Here is a 23,529-nt window from a genome sequence, read left to right on the forward strand (position 1 = left end):
GGAAGAAGCCCGGCCGCTACATCGTTAGCGAGCCGGGCGGCCGGAATTATACATGCCGAGCCCCTGCACCAAAGGCCACAACGGCGAAAGGTTGTAAGAGCATTTAAGTAAAAATGACCGAGATCAAGAGTACCCAGGCAATCCCCTCTTCCGGCCCGTCTCGTCCGGTAACGACTTCGGCCGAGATGGCACTGAAGCTGTTGCAGCCGATGCAGGGGTTGCTTGTCGCGGGGGAAAGTGCCGACGCCGAGGTCGTCAGCATCAAGGAGGCGCTGCAAAGCTTTCAGCTGACGCTGCGACTTACACTGACCAACGGACGACAGGCGACGGTCGAAACCAGCAGTCCCAGGGCCGCTGTACCCGGGACAGCCATGCTCATTACCGCCGTGTCCGACACCCGCCTGATGGCCGCGCTGCAACCCGGTAATCGCCAGCCGCAGAGCAGTATCGATCTCACCCAACTGCCGGTAGGGAGCGTGGTGCAAGGCAAGGTGACGGCCAGCCAGCAGGCACAGCAGGACGGGAAGACGGTATTCAAGGTCGTGATCAGCCTGCTCAACTCGCCGCTTGCCGGGCAGAAACTGAACGTCGAGTCGGCGATCCCGCTGGCGCCGGGCAATTTGGTAACGGCCCGAGTCCAGGGCGACCAGTCGCTGGCGTTCATGCCACTGAGCGGTCGCCTCGATCAGTTGGTGCTGGGGCAGCAATTGACTGCGCAACATAGTCGTCAGGGGTCGATCGAAGGATTGCTGGGCGCACTGGGATCCGGCAGTGGACTGCCCGAACGGTTGCGCGGTGCGGCCGAACGTCTGCTCGGCCTGGTCCCGGACATGCAACAGCTCGGTGACGCCAAAACCGTTGCCCAGGCGCTGGCGCGCAGCGGTGTCTTTCTCGAAGGAAGCCTGTTGAGCAGCCACGAGAGCAGCCTGCCGACGGACATGAAGGCGGCCCTGCTGCGCCTGATCGCCCAACTGCCCGGACTACCCGGCGGCGGACCTATGACGGCGGCACAGGCCGGTGCCGCATTCGGACAGGCATTACCGGCCTTCGCCCGCAATGCGTTGGGTGCCTTAGGACAACCGAACACCCGCCAGATGGCGCAAACCTTTCCGTTACCGAGCCGGTTATTGCCCAACGCCGAGGACGAGCCCGACCTGGAGCTGCTGCTGAAGCTCGCCGCTGCCGCCGTGTCGCGATTGCAGACTCACCAGCTGTCCAGCCTCGCCCAGACCCAGACCAGCCCGGACGGCACGCAAGTCACGACCTGGCAGATCGAGGTGCCGATGCGTGATCAGCGCGATATCGTGCCGTTGCAGGTGAAATTCCAGCGCGAAGAAGAGCCCCAGCACAACCGCAAGGAAAAGCCGGACATCCTCTGGAAAGTCGAGCTTGCGTTCGACGTAGCGCCCTTGGGCCCGCTACAGGTTCAAGCGCAACTACTCCAGGGCAGCCTGTCTAGCCAGATATGGGCAGAACGCAGCGGTACCGCAGAACTGATCTCGACAGAACTCGATCATTTGCGTCAGCGGCTGGTCTCGGCCGGACTAAATATCGGGGAGCTCGCCTGCAGACAGGGCACGCCGCCCCAGGGGCCTCGCACATCACTGGATCAACGCTTCGTGGACGAAACCGCATGACCGCCAACACACCGCGCCAAGCCATCGCCCTTACCTACGATGGCGCCACCACGCCAACGCTGTCCGCCAAGGGCGACGACGAGCTGGCCGAAGCGATACTGGCAATAGCACGCGAGCACGAAGTGCCGATCTACGAAAATGCAGAGCTGGTGAAACTGCTGGCGCGTCTGGAGCTGGGGGATGCCATTCCAGAAGCGCTCTATCGCACCATCGCCGAAATCATCGCATTTGCCTGGTACCTGAAAGGCAAATACCCACCAGGATTTACCGAGCGACAGGACTCTTCATCCACCCTGCGCCTCAATGGGCCTGAGCGTTAAGGGTCCTGGCATCGTCGAACCGACCCTTTTCCTGGGGGAAATCTGCCAAGGTCCAGGCGAAGTAACCCTGACGGAAATAGAACACCTGCTGGTAGCCCCACGCCACGGCCAGCCGTGCCGCCTCGGCGCTGGCTGGACAGACTTCACTGTCGCAATAGACCACCAGCGGCACGCTTCTTGGCCACTGGTTCTGCGACAACCCGAAGAATTCTCGCGCGAGCTCCATATGCACTGCGCCCTCGATATGCCCCCACTCCCATTCACGGCTCGGACGCACATCGACGAATACCGCCCCAAGCGCATGGAGCTGCCTGGCCTGGTAGACATTGACGGTCATTGCACCTTCGACTTCGATCGGTGCTTCCCCCGCGTAAAGCCAGGTAGGACTCACCAGCAGACACAGCATCAGAATGCGCAGCATCACATCCTCCTCGCCCGCCGTCGGGCACGGGCCCGCACCAGACACGGCGAAGCCTTGTCCAAATTGGAGGAAGCAATGGTCATATCGTTCACTGCCACGGCCTGACGGCCGGACAGAGGTCACGAAACCGCGAACAGACGAACGCTAGCCCGGATTGCGGCGCGACTCATGCAGCTTGCGCATCAGTTCGGCTTCGGATTGAGAAAGGCCACAGGATTGCGTCAGATCGTCGATGCTGGCCCCCATACCGACCAGCTTGGCGGCCTGGGAGAAGGTGAAATTATTCAGATCGCGTTGTTCGAGTTGGCTGAGCTTTTCCGGCAGTGGCATAACGATCCGAGACAACTCCTGCAGGTCGTTGCCCATGCGTACGCTGCTTTCCAGATAGTTTTCCAGACGAGCCCCGAGCGCTTTGATGCGCTTGTCCCGGGCAGCATCCTCCCGCGCTTGCAGCTCGGCCTGCTGTCGCTGGCGACGGAACAGCCAGATGCAGCAGCCCAGCAGTGCCAGGCAACACAGCGCAAGCGCGACGACCGCCGCGACCAGCGACGCGATCATGTGTCAGATGCTCTCAAGTTCCGCCCATTCTTCTTCGCTCATCATCTTGTCCAACTCGACCAGAATCAGCAGCTCGTTGTTCTTGTTGCACACGCCCTGGATGAATTTCGCAGACTCATCGTTACCGACGTTGGGGGCGGTTTCGATCTCCGACTGCCGCAGGTAAACCACCTCGGCCACGCTATCGACCAGAATGCCGACCACCTGGCGATCCGCCTCGATGATGACGATGCGCGTGTTGTCGGAAACGGGCGCGGTGTCCAGGCCGAAGCGCTGACGCGTATCGATCACGGTGACCACGTTGCCACGCAGGTTGATGATGCCAAGCACGTAGCTTGGAGCGCCCGGCACCGGCGCAATTTCGGTATAGCGCAACACTTCCTGAACCTGCATCACGTTGATGCCATAGGTTTCGTTATCCAGACGGAAGGTTACCCACTGCAGGACCGGATCATCGGAACCCTGTGCGGAAGTCATCTTCATAGCCCCACCTCTTCATATACCGCTGTGGCGGTCGATTCTATCGGTTACTGGGGCGCTTGCGCGCACCCTCGGTTGTTCAATTACGACGGGACGCCCTTGAGCTGACGAGTCGCGCCGCTGGCGATCAGCTCCGCAAGTGCGGCCACGTCTACCAGCGCGCACATATGATCGATCACCGTCCCGGCCAGCCATGGCCGCTGGGTACGCTGCGAACGCCATTTGACTTCTTTCGGGTCGAGGCGGATCGAACGACTGACTTGATGCACCGCCAGCCCCCACTCATACCCTTGTACCGAAATCACGTACTGAAGGCCCTCGCGGAAATCATCGCGATAGCGCTCCGCCATGACCCAACGCGCGGTATCCAGCACTTTCAGATTGCCAGCCTGGCACGGCAATATGCCGAGAAACCAGGAGGGCTGACCGAACAGCGGAGTCAGATCGTGCCCGTCGAGCGGATAGATCGAACCGAGACTGACCAGCGGCACCGCCAGCGTCAGACCGGCCACATCGAACAATAGGCACTCGAACGGCTCCTCTCCCCATTCCGGCTGGCTGTTCCGGGCCGCCGGCGGGCCGCCTGGCGCCTGCCCCTGCAATCTGAAATTGGCAATCGGCTCGACCGGTGCCGACGATGGCTGCGCTGGTGCTTCGGGCGGTAACTCAAGCAACGCTTCCGGCTCGACTATTACCGGCACAGGAGTCACCGCCACAGGAGCCGGCGCTGGCTCAAATGCTGGTTCAGGCATCGCAACGTGCCGCAGCGGAACCACCCGCTGAATGTCGCGCTGCTGCTCTTCGAGCACTGCGGCCTGAAACTCGTCGAGGCTGACCGAATCGGCCAATTCCATGACGGCATCCTGCAAGAGCGCGTCGAGATAAGACTGCAGCGTCTGTTGCGAACGGCTTTCTGTAAGAACGGTACGGCTCATGAAACCAACTCGTGCAAACCCACTGGATAGGCTATCGGCCGCCGCCACGGCGAACTTGAACCACAATCTGATCCGTACGTCGCCATCAGGCCACCTGCGGCGAAGCTTGTGCCGCCAATAACGTCTTGAGTAGCGCCCGATAGGCGAGCACCGCGCGACTGTTGGGGTCATATTGCGAAGGTGTGACGCCTGCGCGACTGGCATCGCGCAAGCGCGTGTCGATCGGGATGAACGCTTGCCACAGATTGGCCTGGTAGCCGTTACGCAGCACTTTCAGGGTGTTCATCGAAGCCTGGGTACGCCGGTCGAACATGGTCGGCACAATGGTGTAGGGCAATGCCTGCTTGCGCGATCGATTTATCATGCTCAACGTGCTGACCATCCGCTCCAGGCCCTTCATCGCCAAAAACTCCGTCTGCACAGGGATGATCAATTGCTGGCTGGCCGCCAATGCATTGACCATCAACACACCGAGCAGCGGCGGGCTATCGATGATGGCGTAATCGAAATCCTGCCAGAGCTGCGAAAGACTCTTGGCAACGACCAGGCCGAGGCCGTTCTGCCCAGGCGACTGGCGTTCCAGGGTCGCCAGCACCGTGCTCGACGGCAACAGTGACACCCGCTCATGGCTCGTCGGGAGCAGCAATTGCCACGGCAGCCCTTCGGGCACGACGCCCTGATGCTGAAACAGATCGAACACGCTGCGATCAAGATTATCCGGATCGTGACCGAAATAACTGGTCATCGAGCCATGCGGGTCGAGATCCAGCGCCACGACCCGTTTGCCGGAATCGGCCAGCAATCCGGCAAGTGCGATTGAGGTGGTGGTCTTACCCACTCCGCCTTTTTGATTGGCTACAGCCCAGACTCTCATAACTCTCTTTCCATCCGGATCGAACCAGACCGGGAACGGCCGTGTCGGCTTGGCCGACGACGGAGAATTGACGACACCGCGAGCGGCACCTAATGACCAGGAGCGGTTGCAGATTGTGTGCCAGAGTGCAAAGCCGCGCCGACTGCCTGGGCGTTGCCACTGCCGACACCACTTACGCTGCGGCGTACATCAAGGTTACGCGAGATAACCAGAATCACTCGGCGATTGCGCGCCCTGCCCTCTGCGGTCGAGTTGTCCGCGATAGGTTGGAACTCACCATAGCCCACCGCCGCCAGGCGTGACGCATCGACGCCATCGGCGGCCAGCATTCGCACCACACTACCGGCGCGCGCAGCAGAAAGCTCCCAGTTGGTGGGGAACTTGTCCGTATTGATCGGCAGGTTATCGGTGAACCCTTCGACGTGGATCGGATTATCGAAGGGCGCCAGAATCCCGGCGACTCGCTCCAGCAGGGCGAATGCATGGTCGTTGGGCAACGCATCGCCGCTGGGGAACAACAGGCTGGAATTCAGCTCGATCTCGACCCAAAGCTCATTGCCCCGAATGGTGAGCTGATTCGAGTCGATCAGATCGGCAAAAGCGGTCTGCATACTCTGCATGATGCTTTGCAGCGGATCGATAGGCTCTTGCGACGCTTGCGGGTCGTCGACTTCGGATACGTTCGGCTGGGTGGTACGAGGCCGCTCTTCGCCGACCGGAATCGGCTTGACGGCGCGGTCGGCCTGATTGAACACGCCTACCAGCGAATCGGACAGGATTTTGTACTTGCCCTCGTTAAGCGAGGAGATCGAATACATCACCACGAAGAAAGCGAACAGCAAAGTGATGAAATCCGCGTAGGAAACCAGCCAGCGCTCGTGATTCTCCGGTTCCTCGTGAATTCTGCGTCTAGCCATGATCAGACGATTCCCGACAAGGACAGACACGCAGCCACGACGACCCGTGCGCTCGGCGCGCCAGCGCAGTGACGGATAGTGATGGTGACCTGAGCATTTGCCATGTTCGTTCTCGTATCCACAGCGGCGAACGTGCGCGCTGTCGGCTTGCGTCACTCAGTCTACGAAGCCCTGCAACTTCATTTCGATCGAGCGAGGATTCTCCCCTTCGGCGATCGACAGGACGCCTTCGAGCAGCATTTCACGGTAGACGGTCTGCTTCTGCACCACGCTTTTGAGCTTGTTGCCGATCGGCAGAACCAGCAGGTTCGCAAAAGCAACGCCGTAAATGGTGGCAACGAATGCAACGGCAATGCCACTGCCCAACTGACTGGGATCGGCGAGGTTGCCCATCACGTGTATCAGCCCCATCACGGCACCGATAATGCCCACCGTCGGTGAATAACCGCCCATGCTCTCGAACACCTTCGCGGCGCGCAGATCGCGGGCTTCCTGGGTATACAGATCGACCTCCAGGATGCTGCGGATCACTTCCGGCTCAGCACCATCGACCAGCAGCTGCAAGCCTTTGCGCGCGTAGGGATCAGGTTCGGTTTCTGCGATCGGCTCGAGCCCCAGCAGTCCCTCTTTGCGCGCCGTGGCACTCCAACCGGTAACCAGGCTGATGCCGTGAGCCATATCGACCCGCGGCGGGAAAAGGATCCAGCCGACCACCGACATAGCGCGCATGAACACCGCCATCGGCGTCTGCAGCAGCACGGCGCCCAGCGTCCCGCCCAGCACAATCAAGGCGGCTGGTCCATTGAGCAAGGCCGAGACATGACCGCCCTCGAGGAAGTTGCCCCCGACGATGGCGACGAACGCAAGAACCAGCCCGATTAGGCTGAGCACATCCATCAGAGGCACGCCTCACTCAGGTGGCGGCCGATCTCATCGAGGTCATAGACGGCGTCGCTGAGGTTGGCTTTCACTACCGCCATCGGCATCCCGTAGATGACACAACTGGCCTCATCCTGGGTCCAAACCTGGCTGCCGCTCTGCTTGAGCATCCGCGCGCCTTCGCGGCCATCAGCGCCCATACCGGTGAGCACCACCGCCAGCACCTTGTCGCTAAACGCCTTGGCCGCAGAGCCGAAGGTCACGTCCACGCATGGCCGATAATGCAATCGCTCGTCGCCAGGCAGGATGCGCACCGCGCCACGCCCGTCGACCATCATCTGTTTTCCACCGGGCGCCAACAGCGCAAGGCCTGGGCGCAACAGATCCCCATCCTCGGCTTCCTTGACGCGAATCTTGCAGAGTTTGTCCAATCGTTCGGCGAATGCCTTGGTGAAAGCTGCGGGCATGTGCTGAATCAATACGATGGGAGCCGGAAAATTGGCGGGAAGCTGGGTCAGCACGCGCTGGAGCGCGACCGGCCCCCCCGTCGAAGTGCCAATCGCGACCAGCCGATACGATTTGCGGCGGGGTGCCGGTGCCGCTGGCGCGGGTGCCGCCGCACGCGGCGTAGCCGTTGTCAGCCCCGCCGGAGCGGAGACGCTACGAGTCGGTGCCGCAGAAGATGTAACGCTGGGCGTACTGCCGTAGCGGCGGTTGCTGCGCGAGATCGTATTGATCTTCTCGCAGAGCAGTTGCTTGACCTTGGCTGGATTGCGGGAAATGTCCTCAAAATTCTTCGGCAAAAAGTCCACAGCCCCGGCATCCAGCGCATCGAGCGTCACTCGGGCGCCTTCGTGGGTAAGCGATGAGAACATCAGCACGGGCGTTGGACAACGCTGCATGATCTGCCGCACGGCGGTGATGCCGTCCATCATCGGCATCTCGTAATCCATGGTGATGACATCGGGCTTCAATGCCAATGCCTGATCGATTGCCTCACGCCCGTTGGTAGCGGTTCCAATCACCTGGATATTGGGGTCTGACGAAAGAATCTCCGATACACGGCGGCGGAAGAAGCCGGAATCGTCCACCACCAGGACCTTGACTGCCATAAAACACTCCTAGCGACAGCGGTCCGTATAAAACCGCTTGCTACTGATCAGATCCGGCGCGCGTAGCGCTTGAGCATGCTCGGAACATCCAGGATCAAGGCGATACGCCCGTCCCCGGTAATGGTTGCGCCGGACATGCCGGGCGTGCCCTGCAGCATCTTGCCCAATGGTTTGATCACCACCTCCTCCTGCCCCACCAGTTGATCGACGACGAAGCCGATGCTCTGGTTGCCGACGTTCAGGATCACCACATGACCCTCGCGCTGCTCCTCATGCTCGGCACCACGTACCAGCCAGCGCTTGAGATAGAACAGTGGCAGCGCCTTGTCGCGCACGATGACCACTTCCTGACCGTCCACCACGTTGGTGCGGGAAAGATCGAGGTGGAATATCTCGTTGACGCTGACCAGCGGGAAGGCGAAGGCCTGGTTGCCCAGCATCACCATCAGCGTGGGCATGATCGCCAGCGTCAGCGGCACCTTGATGACCACCCGGGAGCCCTGGCCCTTGCTGGAAAAGACGTTGACCGTGCCGTTGAGTTGCGAAATCTTGGTCTTGACCACATCCATGCCGACACCACGGCCGGACACATCGGAGATCTCCGATTTGGTGGAGAAGCCTGGTGCAAAGATCAGGTTGTAGCACTCCAGATCGCTGAGGCGATCGGCGGCATCCTTCTCCAGGAGACCCTTTTCGACCGCCTTGGCGCGTAGGATGTCGGCGTCCATTCCCTTGCCGTCATCGGTGATCAGCAGCAGGATGTGATCGCCTTCCTGTTCGGCCGAAAGCACCACCTTGCCGGTGCGCGGCTTGCCAGCGGCTTCGCGCTCCTCCGGCGTCTCGATACCGTGATCGACCGCGTTGCGCACCAAGTGCACCAGCGGGTCGGCCAAGGCCTCGACGAGGTTCTTGTCCAGATCGGTCTCTTCGCCGACCAGCTCCAGGTTGATCTCTTTCTTGAGACTGCGCGCCAGATCGCGAACCAGACGCGGGAAACGACCGAACACCTTCTTGATTGGCTGCATGCGCGTTTTCATCACCGCGCTCTGCAGGTCGGCCGTCACCACATCCAGGTTGGACACGGCCTTGGACATGGCCTCATCGCCGCTATTGGAGCCAAGGCGGACCAGGCGGTTTCGCACCAGTACCAGCTCGCCGACCATGTTCATGATCTCGTCGAGCCGCGCCGTATCGACCCGTACGGTGGTCTCGGCTTCGCTCGCGGGTTTCTCGGGCCCCGGGGCGGCCTTGGACGCCGCTTCCGCTTTTGCTGGTGCCGCTGGCTTGCTGGGTGTCGGTGCAGCTGCAGGCTTGGCAGGTGCGCTTTTGTTCGCTGCGGGTGCGACCGCCGGCGCGGGCTTTGCTGCGGGAGTCGGCGCCGCCGCTACAGGTGCGGCCGTTTCCGGCTCGAACTTTCCTTTGCCGTGGAGTTGGTCCAACAGCGCTTCGAATTCGTCGTCGGTAATTTCATCGCCACCCGGCGCGGCAGGTTTGACCTCAGCCTCAACCTTGGCGGCGGAAGCAGCAGTCGGTTCGGCGAACTGACCTTTGCCGTGCAGCTGATCAAGCAATGCTTCGAACTCGTCGTCGGTGATCTCGTCACTGACAGGCGTTTCGGCAGCTGGCTGGGCAGGTGCCGGCTCAGCAGCAAACTGCCCTTTGCCGTGGAGTTGATCGAGCAGCGACTCGAATTCTTCGTCGGTAATCTCGTCAGAAGCCCCGACAGGCGGCGTTTCGGCGGACTGATCCAGCGCGCCGAGAAACTCCTCGAATTCATTGTCCGCCGTCACGACTTCGGGCTCGGGCTCGGCTGGCGCTTCGGCCACCGGATCTTGTGCGTCAGCCGGCTCGGCCAAACGCGCCAGTGCCGCCAGCAGCTCGGGGGTCGCAGGGGTAACAGTGGTGCGTTCGCGCACCTGGGCGAACATTTCGTTGACGGAGTCCAGTGCTTGCAGCACGACATCCATCAACTCCGAGTCGACGCGACGCTCACCCTTGCGCAGGATGTCGAAGACGTTTTCCGCGATGTGGCAGCATTCCACCAGCTCATGCAGCTGGAGAAAACCGGCACCGCCTTTGACCGTATGGAACCCGCGAAAAATCGCATTGAGCAAGGCTGTATCATCGGGGCTGCTTTCCAGCTCCACCAGTTGCTCTGACAATAGTTCGAGAATCTCGCCGGCCTCTACCAGGAAGTCCTGGAGGATTTCTTCATCGGCGTCGAAGCTCATATTCACCTTCCCCTAAAAGCCCAGGCTCGAAAGCAGATCATCGACATCGTCCTGCCCGGATACGACATCCTCACGTATATCGGCATGCATCTGCGGACCTTCACCATTGGAAGGCTCTTTTTCGTGTTTTTTCTTTTCTTGCTCGGCGCGCATCGCTTCGCGGTCATGCTGGATGCCCGCTACGCGGTCGACCTGTCCGGCCATCAGCACGAGATTGAGCAGGTTGCTTTCGAGTTCGGTGATCAGCCGCGTCACCCGCTTGATCACCTGACCGGTCAGGTCCTGAAAATCCTGGGCCAGCATGATTTCGCTGAGATTCTGCGACAGCTGGCTGCCGTCGTTCATCGAGCGCTGCAGATATTGGTCAATACGCCGAACCAGATCTCTGAACTGCTCGGCATTCATCTCGCGGCGCATGAAGCGCTGCCAATCGGCGGTCAGGCTCTGCGCTTCGTAACTGACGTAATTCACCAGCGGAGCGGATTCTTCGACTAGGTCCATGGTGCGATTGGCCGCTTTTTCGGTCATCTCCACCACATAGGAAAGCCGATCGGTGGCATCGGTGATCGGTGACGGGTCACCGCCCGTGGCACAGGTGTCCATTTCAAGCTTGACGATGGCGTTATGCAGCTCGCGGGTGAGCTTGCCAACCTCCAGATAGAGCCCATGATTGCGGGCCTGGTTGAGCTCGTTGAACATCTGCGTCGCTTCGTCGAAGCGGCCCTGTTGCAGACTTTCGATCAATTGAGGTGCGTGAGCCTTCAGAGTCGCTTCGAACTCTGCCAGGCTTTGATCTGCTTGCGTCATAGTGCCCTCGCGGCGTTACTGCTTCAGCCGTTGACGCGCTCGAAGATCTTTTCAATCTTCTCTTTGAGCACTTGGGCCGTGAATGGCTTGACCACGTAACCGTTTACGCCCGCCTGCGCGGCCTCGATGATCTGATCGCGCTTCGCCTCGGCGGTGACCATCAGCACCGGCAGATGCTTCAGGCGCTCGTCGGCGCGCACGGCGCGCAGCAGATCGATGCCGCTCATACCGGGCATGTTCCAGTCCGTGACGAGGAAGTCGAAACTGCCGCTTTTCAGCATCGGCAACGCGGTGGTGCCGTCGTCCGCTTCAGCGGTGTTGGTAAAGCCCAGATCGCGCAAGAGGTTCTTGATGATCCGTCTCATGGTCGAAAAGTCATCGACGATGAGGATTTTCATGTTCTTGTCCAAGTACACCTCCGTAGATCCCGAAATCCCAGAACCGGCTCACGGTCTGTTGCGGGCCTCATGAATGAAGCTCGTAAGCGGCCTCTAATACTGTTTTGCGAACCGCCCGTCAGCGGGCGCGCCACTCGCCGAGGCGAGCCCGCAGACGTGCCGCGCACTGACTGTGCAGCTGACTCACCCGCGATTCACTGACGCCCAGCACCTGGCCGATTTCCTTCAAATTCAACTCTTCGTCGTAATACAGCGAAAGCACCAGCTTCTCACGTTCGGGCAAGTTGCCGATGGCCTCGGCCAGCGCCTGTTGAAAACGCTCGTCTTCAAGATCGCGGGACGGTTCCGGATGGGTGCTGGCAGCATCCTCCTCGAACTCCCCATGCTCGCCTTCCTGCAACAGATCATCAAAGCTGAACAGGCGGCTGCCCAGGGTGTCGCCCAGAATGCCGTAGTACTCATCGAGACTCAATTTAAGTTCGGCCGCAACGTCCTGATCTTTAGCATCTCGGCCCGTTCTGGCTTCGATTGCCCGGATCGCCTCGCTGACCATACGAGAGTTGCGATGCACCGAGCGCGGCGCCCAGTCACCCTTACGGACCTCATCGAGCATGGCGCCGCGGATGCGAATGCCGGCATAGGTCTCGAAACTCGCGCCCTTGCCCGCATCGTATTTTTTTGACGCTTCCAGCAAACCGATCATCCCGGCCTGCATCAGATCATCAACCTGCACGCTCGCCGGCAAACGCGCCAGGAGGTGATAGGCGATGCGCTTGACCAACGGCGCGTACTGATCGATGAGCTGATACTGCGAATCTTTAGCCTGAGCTTTGCTGTTATACATACCGAGTCCAGCCGCTGTTATTCATGAGGCTCTGCGGCGGGCCTGACCAGGCGCTCCACAAAGAATTCCAAATGACCACGTGGCGACGCCGGCAGCGGCCAGGTGTCCACTTTCTGCGCGATGGCCTTGAAGGCCAGCGAGCACTTGGCTCGCGGATAAGCCTCGTACACGGCGCGCTGCTTCTGTACCGCCTTGCGCACCGCCTCGTCATAAGGAATGGCGCCGACGTACTGCAACGCTACATCAAGGAAGCGCTCGGTCACCTTGGTCAGCTTCGCAAACAGATTGCGGCCTTCCTGCGGCGCGTGCGCCATGTTCGCCAGCACACGGAAGCGGCTGATCCCGTAGTCGCGATTGAGGAGCTTGATCAGCGCGTAGGCATCGGTGATCGAAGTGGGTTCGTCGGTCACCACCAACAACACTTCTTGCGCGGCACGCACAAAGCTCACTACGCCGTCACCGATACCCGCCGCGGTGTCGATGATCAGCACGTCGATATCGTTGCCGATTTCGCTGAACGCCTGAATCAACCCCGAATGTTGCAGAGTAGACAACTGCACCATGCTCTGAGTGCCGGAGGCCGCGGGTACGACACGGATGCCGCCCGGCCCTTGAATCATTACGTCACGCAGATCGCACTCGCCGGCAATGACGTCTGCCAGGGTGCGCTTGGTGGTCAAACCCAGCAGTACGTCGACATTGGCCAGTCCAAGGTCGGCGTCGAGCAACACCACTCGGCGACCGAGTTCGGCCAGGGCCAGCGACAGATTGACCGACACGTTGGTCTTGCCGACGCCACCCTTGCCGCCAGTCACTGCAATAACCTGTACGGGATGAATACCCATTTTCACACGCCTATCTCTTGCTGGAGCCCTTGGGCCATCGATGCGTTCAGCCCGAACGCGCCATCTTTGTATGTGTCACGGAGCAAAGCGTTCACCCGACCTTCCGTGAAGAACCGTTGTACAGACCGGAGAACATGTCGGCCATGGTTTCCTCGCTGGGATTGTCTTCGGATTGCAGACTCACTGCACGGCTAACCAGCTGGTGGCTACGCGGCAGGTGCAGATCATCGGGGATACGCGGCCCGTCGGCGAGGTAGGCGATGGGCAGATGCTGGCTGATGGTCAGACCAAGCACATCACCCAGGCTCCCGGCTTCATCCAGTTTAGTCAGAATACAGCCCGCCAGCCCGCAACGGCGGTAGTGGTGCCAGGTCGCCTTGAGCACCTGGCTCTGGCTGGTGGCCGGCAGTACCAGGTAGTTTTTCGATTTGATGCCGCGGTCAGCCAGCGCTTCGAGCTGCACATTCATCATCGGATCACTGGCAGGCAGGCCGGCGGTATCGACGAGGATCAGACGCTTGCGAGCCATCGGTGCCAGCGTCTTGCTCAGCGGCTGGGTAGGATCGATTTGAATAACCGGTACATCGAGAATGCGGCCCAGCGTCTTCAATTGCTCATGCGCACCGATACGATAGTTGTCCATGCTCGCCAGCGCGATGCTCTGCGCGCCGTGCTTGAGCACGTAGCGCGCCGCGAGCTTGGCCAGCGTAGTGGTCTTGCCCGCACCGGCCGGACCGACCAGCGCGATGATACCGCCCTCTTCCAGCGGCTCGACCTTGCTGACCTTGATCGCTTGCGCCAGGTACGCCAGCACCATACGCCAGGCCTGGCGCGGCTCGGACACGGTCGCAACCTTCTCCAGCAAGGTACGCGACAGCTCGGCCGGCAGCCCGATACGCTGCAAACGGCGCCAGAGGCTGGCCTGCTGCGGACGACGATTCTGCTCCTGCCCCCAGGCGATAGAACCCAGCTGCATTTCGATCAGCTCACGCAGCCCCTGCAGTTCGGACTGCATGGCTTCCATCGCACGCGAATCGGCAGCTGCCGGAGCGGCGGCCGGCTTGGACTGCGCCATTGCGGCAGGTTTCTCGTCAAGCAGTTGACGATCCTGGCCTGACTGGACGCGCGACGGTGCGCTCAATTCGGCATGAGCGTCGGCGATTCGCGCCTGAGTTTTGCGCAACTCGGCTTCGAGCGCCGGGTTTGGCTGCTTGGGCGCGGTATCCATCGGATAATCAAGCACAGCGGTCAGCTCGACGCCGCCAGCAACACGACGGTTGCCCGTGATCACGGCATCGGCGCCCAACTCGTCACGAATCATTTTCATGGCGATACGCATGTCGGCTGCGAAGAAACGTTTGACCTGCATGGCCTATAACCCTCGGTTAATTCTGACCCACCGTGGAAACGATGGTGACCTGCTTGTTATCCGGTATTTCCTGATAGGCCAGGACATGAATGTTCGGTACCGCCAGCCGGGCGAATCGCGACAACATCGCGCGGACCGGACCCGCTACCAGCAGAATCGCCGGCTTACCTAACATTTCTTGACGCTGTGCCGCTTCTACCAGGGACCTTTGCAACTTTTCGGCCATTCCGGGCTCGAGGAGAATGCCATCTTCCGAGCCTTGTCCTACCTTCTGAAGGCTATTGAGCAATATCTGTTCCAATCTTGGCTCAAGGGTGATCACAGGCAGCTGCGGCTCTAGTCCCACAACGTTTTGCACGATTGCACGAGAGAGCGCGACACGTACCGCCGCCACCATCGCGGCGGGATCTTGACTCTTGACGGCGACGTTGGCGATGGCCTCGGCAATGGTCCGGATGTCACGCACCGGCACCTGTTCCTGCAGCAAGGCTTGTAGCACCTTGAGCAACGTGGAAAGCGAAATCATCCCCGGCACCAGCTCTTCGGCAAGCTTCGGCGAACTCTTGGCCAGCAGTTGCATCAGTTGCTGGACTTCCTCATGACCGAGCAGCTCATGGGCGTGCTTGTGCAGCACCTGGTTCAGGTGCGTCGCCACCACGGTACTGGCGTCCACCACGGTATAGCCAAGGGACTGCGCCTGATCGCGCTGGCTGGCCTCAATCCATACCGCCTCCAGGCCGAACGCCGGATCCTTGGCTGCGATACCGTTAAGCGGGCCGAATACCTGCCCCGGATTGATCGCCAGCTCGCGATCCGGATACACCTCAGCCTCGGCCAGGCTCACCCCCATCAGCGTCAAGCGATAGGCATTGGGCAGCAGGTCGAGGTTGTCACGGATGTGAACCGATGGCATCAGGAAGCCGAGGTCTTGCGACAGCTTCTTGCGCACACCCTTGATCCGCGCCAGCAACTGTCCACCCTGGTTGCGATCGACCAGCGGTATCAACCGATAACCGACCTCCAGACCCACCATGTCCACCGGCGTCACGTCGTCCCAGCCCAACTCCTTGGTCTCGGCGGCACGCTGAGCAGGCAGCATTTCCTGTTGCTTCTGCACCTCCTGCTCGGCTTGTTGCTTGACTTGTTTCTGACGATGCCAGATCCAATAGGCGCCACCGGCCGCAACGGCACCAAGACCGAGAAACGACATGTGCGGCATGCCAGGGACCAGGCCCATGGCGATCATGATGCCCGCCGATACCGCCAACGCCTTCGGCGAGGCGAACATCTGCCGGTTGACCTGCTGGCCCATGTCCTCGGAGCTGGTGACGCGAGTCACCATGATGGCAGCAGAGGTGGACAGCAGCAGCGAAGGGATCTGTGCAACGAGGCCGTCACCGATGGTCAGCAGCGCGTAAACCTGACCAGCCTCGCTGAAGCTCATGCCATGCTGCGCCATGCCGATACCAACACCGCCAATGAGGTTGATGAACAGGATCAGCAGACCGGCAATGGCGTCACCGCGGACGAACTTGCTCGCACCATCCATCGAGCCGTAGAAGTCCGCCTCGGAGGCCACTTCGACACGGCGGAGCTTGGCTTCGGCCTGATCGATCAGACCGGCGTTGAGATCGGCATCGATTGCCATCTGTTTGCCGGGCATGGCATCCAGGGTGAAGCGCGCGCTGACCTCCGAGATCCGCCCGGCACCCTTAGTGACGACGACGAAGTTGATGATCATCAAAATCGCGAAGACCACGATACCCACAACGTAGTTGCCGCCAATGACCACGTTGCCGAAGGCCTCGATCACGTGACCGGCAGCAGAACCCCCTTCGTGACCATTGATCAGCACGACCCGCGTCGAGGCCACGTTCAGCGCCAGGCGCATCAGGGTGGCGACTAGCAGGATCGTCGGAAACACTGCGAAATCCAGCGGCCGCAATGCGTAGACGCTGACCAGCAACACCACGATCGAAAGGGCGATGTTGAAGGTGAACAGCAAGTCCAACAGGAACGGCGGCACCGACAACATCATCATGCCCATCATCACGAGCAACAGCAGCGGAACGCCGAGGTTGCCGCGTCCCGCGCCGGTCAGGCCGTTACGAATATTGATGAGTTGCGTGCGATCCACGTACACCCCGTCAGAACAGAACAAAGAATTGACGCAAAACGCGCCCTGCCGAGGCTATAGCAAGAAGAGGTCCAACTTCGCCGAGGGCTTACAGCTGCCGATCCAGACGCCTGCAGTGAGGCAGTGTTCGAACCGACCGGGCGCTGGACAGTCTCACGGGAAGCATGTCGTCGCGACGCCATCGCACGACACCCCTGACGGCCACGGCCGTCGCAGACAACACAGGAGTTTTGCCATGAAACAGTGGATCATCGCGGCCTTGGCCGGCTGCACGGCCATGAGCCTACAAGCCGAAACCCTCAGCGTGCCGATGAAGGCGGTCACAGCCGAGGGTGTTGGCGAGTCCGTCGGCACCGTCAAGATCGAGAGCAGCCAGTACGGACTGGTGTTACGCCCTGAGCTGTCCGGCCTGGACTCCGGCGCGCATGGGTTCCACATCCACGCCAAGGGCAGTTGTGAACCGGCGGACAAGGACGGTGAAACCATAGCCGCTGGCGCCGCCGGAGGCCATTGGGATCCGAAGAACACCGGCAAACATGGCGAGCCCTGGGGTGAAGGGCATATGGGCGATTTACCCGCGTTGATGGTCGACGGCGACGGCAAGGCCAATCAGCCGGTGCTGGCACCACGCCTGAAAAGCCTCGGCGACATCAAGGGCCTGGCATTGATGGTTCACAAGGGCGGCGACAACCATTCCGACCATCCACAGCCCCTGGGCGGCGGCGGTGCGCGGGTTGCCTGCGGGGTAATTGAATAAGAGCAGGTGAAGGCTGGAAGGCTGGAAACAGCTTCGACCGTGGGGCAAAGCCTGACGCACTGCTTTTTGTGGGAGGCCCGACCCGGGCCGAAGCTTTTGGCCTTTCAGCAGCCAGCAAGCCCGCATTCGCCGCGGGGCGCGCCTCCCACACTCAAGCTTCGGATTCCGCTTCGGCATTAAGCCTCCGGCCTCCAGCCTCCAGCGCTTTTTTCGGCTACTCGTCCCGCCGCAGATCAGGCGGAATCGGCAGGCTACCCAGCGGATCGGGGCGCTTGCCCTTGCCGGAACGATACTGGCGTAGCTGATAGACGTACGCCAATACCTGCGCCACCGCCAAGTAGAGTCCCGCCGGGATTTCGTGCTCGAGCTCGGTGGAGTAGTACACCGCTCGTGCCAATGCCGGGGATTCGAGCACCGTCACCTGGTGTTCCCTGGCGATCTCACGAATCTTCAACGCGACGAAATCGCCGCCCTTGGCCACCAGCATCGGCGCACCACCTTTGGCGCCGTCATATTTCAACGCCACTGCAAAGTGGGTCGGGTTGGTGATGACCACATCGGCGTCCGGCACCGCCTGCATCATCCGTCGCTGAGCGGCATCGCGCTGCAACTGACGAATCCGCGATTTGACTTCGGGTTTACCTTCGCTGTCCTTGTATTCGTCGCGCACTTCCTGCTTGGTCATCATCAGCTTCTGCTTGTTGTCCCAAAGCTGGAATGGCACGTCCACTGCCGCGATAAGAATCAGCCCGCAGGCCATCCACAGCGCGCACCAGCCCACCACATTGACGCTGTGCATGATGGCCAGATCCAGCGGTTGCTTGGCGATCGACAACAGATCGTCCTGGTAGGCGCTGAGCACCGCCAACGCCACCAACAACACCACCAGAAACTTGCCCAACGCTTTCAGCAGTTCGACCAGCGCCTTGGTCGAAAACATGCGCTTCAAGCCGGGACCGGGATTCATCCGGCTGAACTTGGGCGCCATCGCCTTGGCCGAAAACAGCCATCCACCCAGAGAAATCGGACCGACAATTGAGACGATGAGCAACACGATCAGCAGCGGCATGACCGCTTCGAGCGCGATCATGCCGCTGCTCATCAGCAGTCTCACCATAGCGGCCTCGTCCAACAGCGTCTCGCGACTGAGCTCGAAGCTGCCCTGCATCATCGCCATCAGACTCCCCGCCAGCCCACCACCGGAGGCCAGCAGCCCGCCAATTCCTCCCAGCGTCACTGCCACGGTGCTCAATTCGCGGGAACGGGCAAGCTGGCCCTTTTCTCGGGATTCACGGATGCGTTTCTCCGTGGGTTCCTCGCTTTTATCGGCACCGCTTTCGCTTTCAGCCATGCGAGGGCTCCGGACACGGTTGAGAAGGCAATAGCATCAGCGTAGCCCGATGAGTTCGCGCAACATGCCCAGCGCTTCGCTGACGAAGGTCTGGTATTGCGCAAGGATGTCAGCCATGCCGATCCAGACGATGATCAGACCGAGCACCAGGGTCAACGGAAACCCGATGGAGAAAATATTCAGTTGAGGCGCCGCACGAGTCATCAAGCCGAACGCCAGGTTCACCACCAGCAACGCGGTGATCGCCGGCAAAACCAGCAACAATCCCGCCCCCAGCACCCAACCGAGCTTGCCCGCCACTTCCCAGAAATGGTTGGTGCCGACCAGCCAACCGCCAATCGGCAGCGTGGTGAAGCTTTCGGTGAGGATCTCCAGCACCACCAGGTGCCCGTTCATGGACAGGAAAAGCAGGATCACCAGCATGTTGAAAAACTGGCCGATCACTGGCACCGAGACGCCGTTTGCCGGATCGACCATCGACGCGAAGCCCAAGCCCATCTGCATGGCCAGCATCTGACCGGACACGATGAAAACCTGGAAGAAAAGCTGCAGGACGAACCCCAGCATCACGCCAATCAAAATCTGTTCGGCGATCAATACCAAGGCCTGCGCACTCAGTGCCTCGACGACCGGCACCGATGGCAGTGCTGGCACCAGCACCACCGCGATGGCAATCGCGAGGTACAACCGCACACGCATCGGCACCAGCTGGGTGCCGATGATCGGCATGCTCATCAACAGCGCCGCGATGCGAAACAACGGCAGCAGGAACTGCCCAACCCAGGCGCCGATCTGCGCATCGCTGAGTTCAAGCACAGGCGTGCGCCTTGCTGAATGCACTGATCATCATGACTACCCGATGATCAGCGGAATGTTCTGAATCAGGCCCTGCGTGTACTCCATCAGCTCGCGTACCAGCCAGGGGCCCGCCCAGATCAGGGTCATCAGCATGACCAGCAGACGCGGCAGAAAACTCAGGGTTTGTTCGTTGATCTGCGTGGCCGCCTGAAACATCGCTACCACCAGGCCGACCAGCAGACTCGGCACCACCAGCACGCCGACGATCATCGCAGTCATCCACAGGCCTTCTCGAAACAGGTCAACCGCGACTTCGGGTGTCATCCTGCCCTCCCCCTATAGCGTGCCGAAACTGCTGGCGAGCGTGCCGATGATCAAGCCCCAGCCATCGACCAGCACGAAGAGCATGATTTTGAACGGCAACGAGATGATCAGTGGCGACAGCATCATCATGCCCATCGCCATCAGCACGCTGGCCACCACCATATCGATGATCAGGAACGGGATGAAGATCATGAAACCGATCTGGAAGGCGGTTTTCAGCTCAGAGGTTACGAACGCCGGCACCAGGATGGTCAGCGGCGCGGCGTCCGGCGTCTGGATGTCAGTCCGCCGCGAAAGCCGCACGAACAACTCGAGGTCGCTTTCACGGGTTTGCGCGAGCATGAAGTTCTTCAACGGCACCTCGGCCCGCGCAATCGCGTCCGGCGCGGACAGTTGTTCATTCAAATAGGGTTGCACCGCGTCGTTGTTTATCCGCTCGAACACCGGCGCCATGATGAACAATGTGAGAAAAATCGTCAGACCGACGAGGATCTGGTTCGACGGCGTCTGTTGCAGACCCAACGCCTGACGCAAGATTGAAAAGACGATGATGATCCGGGTAAAGCTGGTCATCAGCATGACGAACGCCGGGATGAAGCTCAGCGCCGTCATGATCAGCAGGATCTGCAGGCTGACCGAATATTCCTGCTGGCCCTGCGCATCGGTACTCAAGGTAATCGCCGGTATCGACAGCGGGTTATCGCCCTGAGTGATCACACCTGCGGCATCCTGGCCCAAGGCAAACGGCGCGGCCAATACCAGCAGGACCGTCAGCAACAATCGAAGCATCAGTGCTTATCCTTCTGGTCCCTGCCGAGCAGCTCCATCAGGCGCTGGGCAAACTCCGGATTGGCTGGTTCGGCGTCCGGCAGATGAACCGGCTCTTCAAGCACGTGCAGCGGCGTGATGCGACCCGCACTCAAGCCGAGCAGCACCTGTTCGCTGCCGACCTGGACCAGCACCAGACGCTCGCGGGGGCCGAGCGCGTGGCTGGAGATCAGCTTGATGGCCTGGTTGCCGCGCGGGTTGAGTTGTTGCATCCGACGCAGCAACCAGGCGAGCAGAAAGATCAGACCTATCACCAGCAACAGACCGAGCAGCAGCTTGGTCATCTGCGTGCCCATTCCGGTAGTGCTCATGCTTGTCGTGGGTTCGGCGGCCATCACCGGCAAGGCCAGCAGCAGCGAAAGGAAGGACAGGATTCGCATGTCAGCGCAACTTCTTGATGCGTTCGCTCGGACTGATCACGTCAGTCAGACGGATGCCGAACTTCTCGTTCACCACCACCACCTCGCCGTGGGCGATCAGGGTGCCGTTGACCAGTACGTCCAGTGGCTCGCCCGCCAGCCGGTCAAGTTCGACCACCGAGCCCTGGTTGAGCTGCAACAGGTTGCGAATACTGATCTCGGTGCTGCCGACCTCCATAGAGATGGACACCGGGATGTCCAGGATCACATCCAGATTAGGGCCGTCGAGACCGGCCGTTGCGGCCGCCTTCGGGCTGCTACCGAACTCCTCCAGTGGCGCACGTGGTGGCGCCGGAGCCGCTGCCGGCCCTTGATTCAGCAGCGCGTCGATGTCGTCCTGGTTGGCATCGCCGGCCTCGGCCAACGCCGAAGCCCACTCATCGGCAAGCGCCTGTTCTTCGGCTGAAGTGTTTTCATGTTCGTCTGCCATCGCTAATCCTCGACCGGCTGATAATAGTTAGGAGTTGAATCAACGGGGTCGCAATACGGACTCAAGCACCTGCAGCGCCAGGTTGCCCTTGTGCGCGCCCAGCTTGACCTTGAAGGCGGGCATGCCATTGGCACGCATGATCATGTCTTCGGGCATTTCCACCGGAATCACGTCGCCCGGTTGCATATTCAGAATGTCGCGCAATTTGAGTTGGCGCCGTACGACCGTCGCACCGAGCGGCACGTTCACATCGAGCACGTCCTCGCGCAGGGCATTCACCCAGCGCTCGTCCTGATCGCTGACGTCCGATTGGAAGCCGGCGTCGAGCATTTCGCGGATCGGCTCGATCATCGAGTACGGCATCGTCACATGGAAATCGCCACCGCCGCTTTCGAGTTCGATATGGAAAGTCGACACCACGACTACTTCGCTGGGGCTGACGATGTTGGCCAGCGCCGGATTCACTTCTGAATGCACGTATTCGAAGTTGACGTCGAGCACCGCATGCCACGCCTCTTTCAGATCGACGAACGCCTGGTCCAATACCATGCGTACGACGCGCAATTCGGTGGGTGTGAACTCGCGACCTTCGATCTTGGCGTGCCGACCGTCACCGCCGAAGAAGTTGTCCACCAGCTTGAACACCAGCTTGGCATCGAGAATGAACAGCGAGGTGCCACGCAACGGCTTGATCTTGACCAGGTTTAGGCTGGTCGGCACATACAGCGAATGCACGTACTCACCGAACTTCATCACCTGCACCCCACCCACCGACACATCGGCCGAGCGGCGTAGCAGGTTGAACATGCTGATGCGGGTATAACGGGCGAAACGCTCGTTAACCATTTCCAGGGTGGGCATGCGCCCGCGGACGATGCGGTCCTGGCTGGTCAGGTCGTAACTTTTGATGCTGCCCGGCTCGGCGTCGCTTTCGGTATCGACCAGACCGTCGTCGACCCCGTGCAGGAGCGCGTCGATCTCGTCTTGCGAGAGCAGGTCTTGAACAGCCATCTACAACGCCCCCTATTGCAATACGAAGTTGGTGAACAGCACTTGCTCAATCGCAAGCTTGCCGATTTCCTTCTGCGCCAGCTCCTGGACGCTAGCAGTCGCCTGCTGTCGAAGCATCTCCTGCCCGACCGGCGTGGCCAGGGTGGCGAATTCCTGACTGGAAAACAGCATAACCAGTTGATTGCGCAACAACGGCATGTGTTCCTTCAACGCGTCGAGCGCAGCCTGATCACGTGACATCAACGCCACGCTGACCTGCATGTAATGCTGGCGACCGCCGACATTTGCGAAATTGACGATGAAGGCCGGCGCCAGCACTTCATAGGTCGCTGCCTGCCGCTGCGGCGCCGCCTGGGAATGCTTGGCCTCGTCCGTGTGCGCCGGTTCGGATGCGCCACGGGACATGAAGTAGATCGTTCCGCCTATCGACAGTCCGACCGCCAGCAGCACGCCGAGTACGATCAGGATAATCAGCTTCAGCTTGCCCTTCCCCTCGGTTGGAGCTGCAGGACTCGCTACGTCTGGGGGTCCTTGTTTCTTAGCCATGCCAAATATCCGTCATCACAAGTGTTTTCACTCGCATCAAAGCGTTACGAGCAACTGCTGTGCCAAAGTATCGGCCAGGCAGCGCGCGCCGTAAACGATTGCCATGCGCCGCTCGCCAATTTGCGACCAAGAGCCCACCGCCCCACTGATACAAAAAAACCGGGCGCGAAGCCCGGTTCTCTGTGACTAGCGGTCTGTACGGCTAGTTGGTTCCACTCAAGTTCGGATGACCGAGGTTCCGAGACAAGCGCTGCGATAAGTCATAGTGAGGGAGCAGCAACGCAGTACCTGGGCCTTAAGC

General features: G+C 60.5%; 26 protein-coding genes. 3 read left to right on the forward strand and 23 right to left on the reverse strand.

Going from position 1 to position 23,529, the window contains the following annotated elements; genetic code table 11:
* The first annotated feature begins 113 nt into the window (after nt 1–113).
* A complete protein-coding gene (locus tag UF78_RS13370; RefSeq protein ID WP_045162713.1) occupies nt 114–1,637 on the forward strand; it encodes a flagellar hook-length control protein FliK in 1,524 nt (507 codons plus the stop codon).
* Nucleotides 1,634–1,957: an EscU/YscU/HrcU family type III secretion system export apparatus switch protein gene (locus UF78_RS13375; RefSeq protein ID WP_045162714.1), complete on the forward strand. Its 324-nt coding sequence runs from the start codon at nt 1,634–1,636 to the stop codon at nt 1,955–1,957. The genes UF78_RS13370 and UF78_RS13375 overlap by 4 nt, the downstream gene beginning before the upstream one ends.
* Here UF78_RS13375 and UF78_RS13380 read toward each other — a convergent pair.
* From UF78_RS13380 to flhA, 15 genes are all read right to left on the reverse strand, one after another.
* Complete coding sequence (locus UF78_RS13380; protein WP_045162715.1) at nt 1,938–2,378, reverse strand: rhodanese-like domain-containing protein; 441 nt, start codon at nt 2,376–2,378, stop codon at nt 1,938–1,940. The genes UF78_RS13375 and UF78_RS13380 overlap by 20 nt on opposite strands.
* A gap of 144 nt (nt 2,379–2,522) precedes the next feature.
* Nucleotides 2,523–2,936 (reverse strand): DUF2802 domain-containing protein, encoded by a 414-nt coding sequence (locus UF78_RS13385; protein ID WP_045162716.1) that lies wholly within the window; start codon nt 2,934–2,936, stop codon nt 2,523–2,525.
* Nucleotides 2,937–2,939: 3 nt separating this feature from the next.
* The gene (locus UF78_RS13390) at nt 2,940–3,419 is read right to left on the reverse strand and encodes a chemotaxis protein CheW (protein WP_019340623.1); all 480 of its coding nucleotides are present in this window, start codon (nt 3,417–3,419) and stop codon (nt 2,940–2,942) included.
* An 80-nt stretch (nt 3,420–3,499) separates the two neighbouring features.
* A complete protein-coding gene (locus tag UF78_RS13395) occupies nt 3,500–4,351 on the reverse strand; it encodes a CheW domain-containing protein (protein WP_045162717.1) in 852 nt (283 codons plus the stop codon).
* 85 nt (nt 4,352–4,436) lie between these two features.
* Nucleotides 4,437–5,225, reverse strand: a complete 789-nt coding sequence (locus UF78_RS13400; RefSeq protein ID WP_045162718.1) for a ParA family protein — start codon at nt 5,223–5,225, stop codon at nt 4,437–4,439.
* An 89-nt stretch (nt 5,226–5,314) separates the two neighbouring features.
* Nucleotides 5,315–6,142 carry a flagellar motor protein MotD gene (motD, locus tag UF78_RS13405; protein WP_045162790.1) on the reverse strand — a complete coding sequence of 276 codons (828 nt, stop codon included), beginning with the start codon at nt 6,140–6,142 and terminating at the stop codon, nt 5,315–5,317.
* Nucleotides 6,143–6,298: 156 nt separating this feature from the next.
* Entirely contained in the window at nt 6,299–7,039 is a 741-nt protein-coding gene (locus UF78_RS13410; protein WP_045162719.1) for a flagellar motor protein, read from the reverse strand.
* Entirely contained in the window at nt 7,039–8,133 is a 1,095-nt protein-coding gene (locus tag UF78_RS13415; RefSeq protein ID WP_045162720.1) for a protein-glutamate methylesterase/protein-glutamine glutaminase, read from the reverse strand. Before UF78_RS13415 ends, UF78_RS13410 begins: the two co-directional genes overlap by 1 nt.
* Before the next feature lie 47 nt (nt 8,134–8,180).
* Entirely contained in the window at nt 8,181–10,364 is a 2,184-nt protein-coding gene (locus UF78_RS13420) for a chemotaxis protein CheA (protein WP_045162721.1), read from the reverse strand.
* Between the two features lie 12 nt (nt 10,365–10,376).
* The gene (locus UF78_RS13425; RefSeq protein ID WP_045162722.1) at nt 10,377–11,171 is read right to left on the reverse strand and encodes a protein phosphatase CheZ; all 795 of its coding nucleotides are present in this window, start codon (nt 11,169–11,171) and stop codon (nt 10,377–10,379) included.
* A 23-nt stretch (nt 11,172–11,194) separates the two neighbouring features.
* Nucleotides 11,195–11,569, reverse strand: coding sequence for a chemotaxis response regulator CheY (locus tag UF78_RS13430; protein ID WP_172830728.1), 375 nt, complete (start codon nt 11,567–11,569; stop codon nt 11,195–11,197).
* Nucleotides 11,570–11,687: 118 nt separating this feature from the next.
* Nucleotides 11,688–12,413 (reverse strand): RNA polymerase sigma factor FliA, encoded by a 726-nt coding sequence (gene fliA / locus UF78_RS13435; protein ID WP_045162723.1) that lies wholly within the window; start codon nt 12,411–12,413, stop codon nt 11,688–11,690.
* A gap of 17 nt (nt 12,414–12,430) precedes the next feature.
* Nucleotides 12,431–13,258 carry a flagellar synthesis regulator FleN gene (gene fleN / locus UF78_RS13440; RefSeq protein WP_045162724.1) on the reverse strand — a complete coding sequence of 276 codons (828 nt, stop codon included), beginning with the start codon at nt 13,256–13,258 and terminating at the stop codon, nt 12,431–12,433.
* A gap of 91 nt (nt 13,259–13,349) precedes the next feature.
* Nucleotides 13,350–14,627, reverse strand: a complete 1,278-nt coding sequence (gene flhF / locus UF78_RS13445; protein WP_045162725.1) for a flagellar biosynthesis protein FlhF — start codon at nt 14,625–14,627, stop codon at nt 13,350–13,352.
* Nucleotides 14,628–14,643: 16 nt separating this feature from the next.
* A complete protein-coding gene (flhA, locus tag UF78_RS13450; RefSeq protein ID WP_045162726.1) occupies nt 14,644–16,764 on the reverse strand; it encodes a flagellar biosynthesis protein FlhA in 2,121 nt (706 codons plus the stop codon).
* Between the two features lie 235 nt (nt 16,765–16,999).
* On the opposite strand from flhA, the gene sodC reads away from it, so the two are divergent.
* Nucleotides 17,000–17,521 (forward strand): superoxide dismutase family protein, encoded by a 522-nt coding sequence (gene sodC, locus UF78_RS13455; RefSeq protein ID WP_045162727.1) that lies wholly within the window; start codon nt 17,000–17,002, stop codon nt 17,519–17,521.
* A 214-nt stretch (nt 17,522–17,735) separates the two neighbouring features.
* Here the strand turns inward: sodC and flhB are convergent, their stop codons facing one another.
* From flhB to fliL, 8 genes are read right to left on the reverse strand one after another with little or no spacing between them, the layout of a single operon-like run.
* On the reverse strand, nt 17,736–18,872 hold the full coding sequence (flhB, locus tag UF78_RS13460) for a flagellar biosynthesis protein FlhB (RefSeq protein WP_045162728.1): 1,137 nt from the start codon (nt 18,870–18,872) through the stop codon (nt 17,736–17,738).
* 36 nt (nt 18,873–18,908) lie between these two features.
* Complete coding sequence (gene fliR, locus UF78_RS13465; protein ID WP_045162729.1) at nt 18,909–19,688, reverse strand: flagellar biosynthetic protein FliR; 780 nt, start codon at nt 19,686–19,688, stop codon at nt 18,909–18,911.
* Nucleotides 19,689–19,724: 36 nt separating this feature from the next.
* Nucleotides 19,725–19,994, reverse strand: coding sequence for a flagellar biosynthesis protein FliQ (gene fliQ / locus UF78_RS13470; RefSeq protein WP_019340606.1), 270 nt, complete (start codon nt 19,992–19,994; stop codon nt 19,725–19,727).
* A gap of 12 nt (nt 19,995–20,006) precedes the next feature.
* Nucleotides 20,007–20,783: a flagellar type III secretion system pore protein FliP gene (gene fliP / locus UF78_RS13475; RefSeq protein ID WP_045162730.1), complete on the reverse strand. Its 777-nt coding sequence runs from the start codon at nt 20,781–20,783 to the stop codon at nt 20,007–20,009.
* Nucleotides 20,783–21,202 (reverse strand): flagellar biosynthetic protein FliO, encoded by a 420-nt coding sequence (gene fliO / locus UF78_RS13480; protein WP_045162731.1) that lies wholly within the window; start codon nt 21,200–21,202, stop codon nt 20,783–20,785. Before fliO ends, fliP begins: the two co-directional genes overlap by 1 nt.
* 1 nt (nt 21,203) lies before the next feature.
* Nucleotides 21,204–21,671 carry a flagellar motor switch protein FliN gene (gene fliN, locus UF78_RS13485; protein ID WP_045162732.1) on the reverse strand — a complete coding sequence of 156 codons (468 nt, stop codon included), beginning with the start codon at nt 21,669–21,671 and terminating at the stop codon, nt 21,204–21,206.
* Nucleotides 21,672–21,710: 39 nt separating this feature from the next.
* Entirely contained in the window at nt 21,711–22,682 is a 972-nt protein-coding gene (gene fliM, locus UF78_RS13490; RefSeq protein ID WP_045162733.1) for a flagellar motor switch protein FliM, read from the reverse strand.
* 12 nt (nt 22,683–22,694) lie between these two features.
* Complete coding sequence (gene fliL / locus UF78_RS13495) at nt 22,695–23,228, reverse strand: flagellar basal body-associated protein FliL (protein WP_045162734.1); 534 nt, start codon at nt 23,226–23,228, stop codon at nt 22,695–22,697.
* Nucleotides 23,229–23,529: the final 301 nt, after the last annotated feature.

This window comes from Stutzerimonas stutzeri, assembly GCF_000952685.1.
GTDB lineage: Bacteria > Pseudomonadota > Gammaproteobacteria > Pseudomonadales > Pseudomonadaceae > Stutzerimonas > Stutzerimonas stutzeri_E.

Bases quoted from the DNA above. Each gene is read 5' to 3' on its own strand.
- flhB (WP_045162728.1), bottom strand. From the start codon at position 18,872: ATGGCTGAAAGCGAAAGCGGTGCCGATAAAAGCGAGGAACCCACGGAG.
- UF78_RS13370 (WP_045162713.1), top strand. From the start codon at position 114: ATGACCGAGATCAAGAGTACCCAGGCAATCCCCTCTTCCGGCCCGTCT.
- UF78_RS13400 (WP_045162718.1), bottom strand. From the start codon at position 5,225: ATGAGAGTCTGGGCTGTAGCCAATCAAAAAGGCGGAGTGGGTAAGACC.
- UF78_RS13420 (WP_045162721.1), bottom strand. From the start codon at position 10,364: ATGAGCTTCGACGCCGATGAAGAAATCCTCCAGGACTTCCTGGTAGAG.
- fliP (WP_045162730.1), bottom strand. From the start codon at position 20,783: ATGCTTCGATTGTTGCTGACGGTCCTGCTGGTATTGGCCGCGCCGTTT.
- UF78_RS13385 (WP_045162716.1), bottom strand. From the start codon at position 2,936: ATGATCGCGTCGCTGGTCGCGGCGGTCGTCGCGCTTGCGCTGTGTTGC.
- fliL (WP_045162734.1), bottom strand. From the start codon at position 23,228: ATGGCTAAGAAACAAGGACCCCCAGACGTAGCGAGTCCTGCAGCTCCA.
- fliA (WP_045162723.1), bottom strand. From the start codon at position 12,413: ATGTATAACAGCAAAGCTCAGGCTAAAGATTCGCAGTATCAGCTCATC.
- UF78_RS13395 (WP_045162717.1), bottom strand. From the start codon at position 4,351: ATGAGCCGTACCGTTCTTACAGAAAGCCGTTCGCAACAGACGCTGCAG.
- UF78_RS13390 (WP_019340623.1), bottom strand. From the start codon at position 3,419: ATGAAGATGACTTCCGCACAGGGTTCCGATGATCCGGTCCTGCAGTGG.
- flhF (WP_045162725.1), bottom strand. From the start codon at position 14,627: ATGCAGGTCAAACGTTTCTTCGCAGCCGACATGCGTATCGCCATGAAA.
- UF78_RS13410 (WP_045162719.1), bottom strand. From the start codon at position 7,039: ATGGATGTGCTCAGCCTAATCGGGCTGGTTCTTGCGTTCGTCGCCATC.
- UF78_RS13380 (WP_045162715.1), bottom strand. From the start codon at position 2,378: ATGCTGCGCATTCTGATGCTGTGTCTGCTGGTGAGTCCTACCTGGCTT.
- sodC (WP_045162727.1), top strand. From the start codon at position 17,000: ATGAAACAGTGGATCATCGCGGCCTTGGCCGGCTGCACGGCCATGAGC.
- fleN (WP_045162724.1), bottom strand. From the start codon at position 13,258: ATGGGTATTCATCCCGTACAGGTTATTGCAGTGACTGGCGGCAAGGGT.
- fliO (WP_045162731.1), bottom strand. From the start codon at position 21,202: ATGCGAATCCTGTCCTTCCTTTCGCTGCTGCTGGCCTTGCCGGTGATG.
- UF78_RS13430 (WP_172830728.1), bottom strand. From the start codon at position 11,569: ATGAAAATCCTCATCGTCGATGACTTTTCGACCATGAGACGGATCATC.
- UF78_RS13415 (WP_045162720.1), bottom strand. From the start codon at position 8,133: ATGGCAGTCAAGGTCCTGGTGGTGGACGATTCCGGCTTCTTCCGCCGC.
- fliN (WP_045162732.1), bottom strand. From the start codon at position 21,671: ATGGCAGACGAACATGAAAACACTTCAGCCGAAGAACAGGCGCTTGCC.
- motD (WP_045162790.1), bottom strand. From the start codon at position 6,142: ATGGCTAGACGCAGAATTCACGAGGAACCGGAGAATCACGAGCGCTGG.
- fliM (WP_045162733.1), bottom strand. From the start codon at position 22,682: ATGGCTGTTCAAGACCTGCTCTCGCAAGACGAGATCGACGCGCTCCTG.
- fliQ (WP_019340606.1), bottom strand. From the start codon at position 19,994: ATGACACCCGAAGTCGCGGTTGACCTGTTTCGAGAAGGCCTGTGGATG.
- UF78_RS13425 (WP_045162722.1), bottom strand. From the start codon at position 11,171: ATGACGCAAGCAGATCAAAGCCTGGCAGAGTTCGAAGCGACTCTGAAG.
- UF78_RS13375 (WP_045162714.1), top strand. From the start codon at position 1,634: ATGACCGCCAACACACCGCGCCAAGCCATCGCCCTTACCTACGATGGC.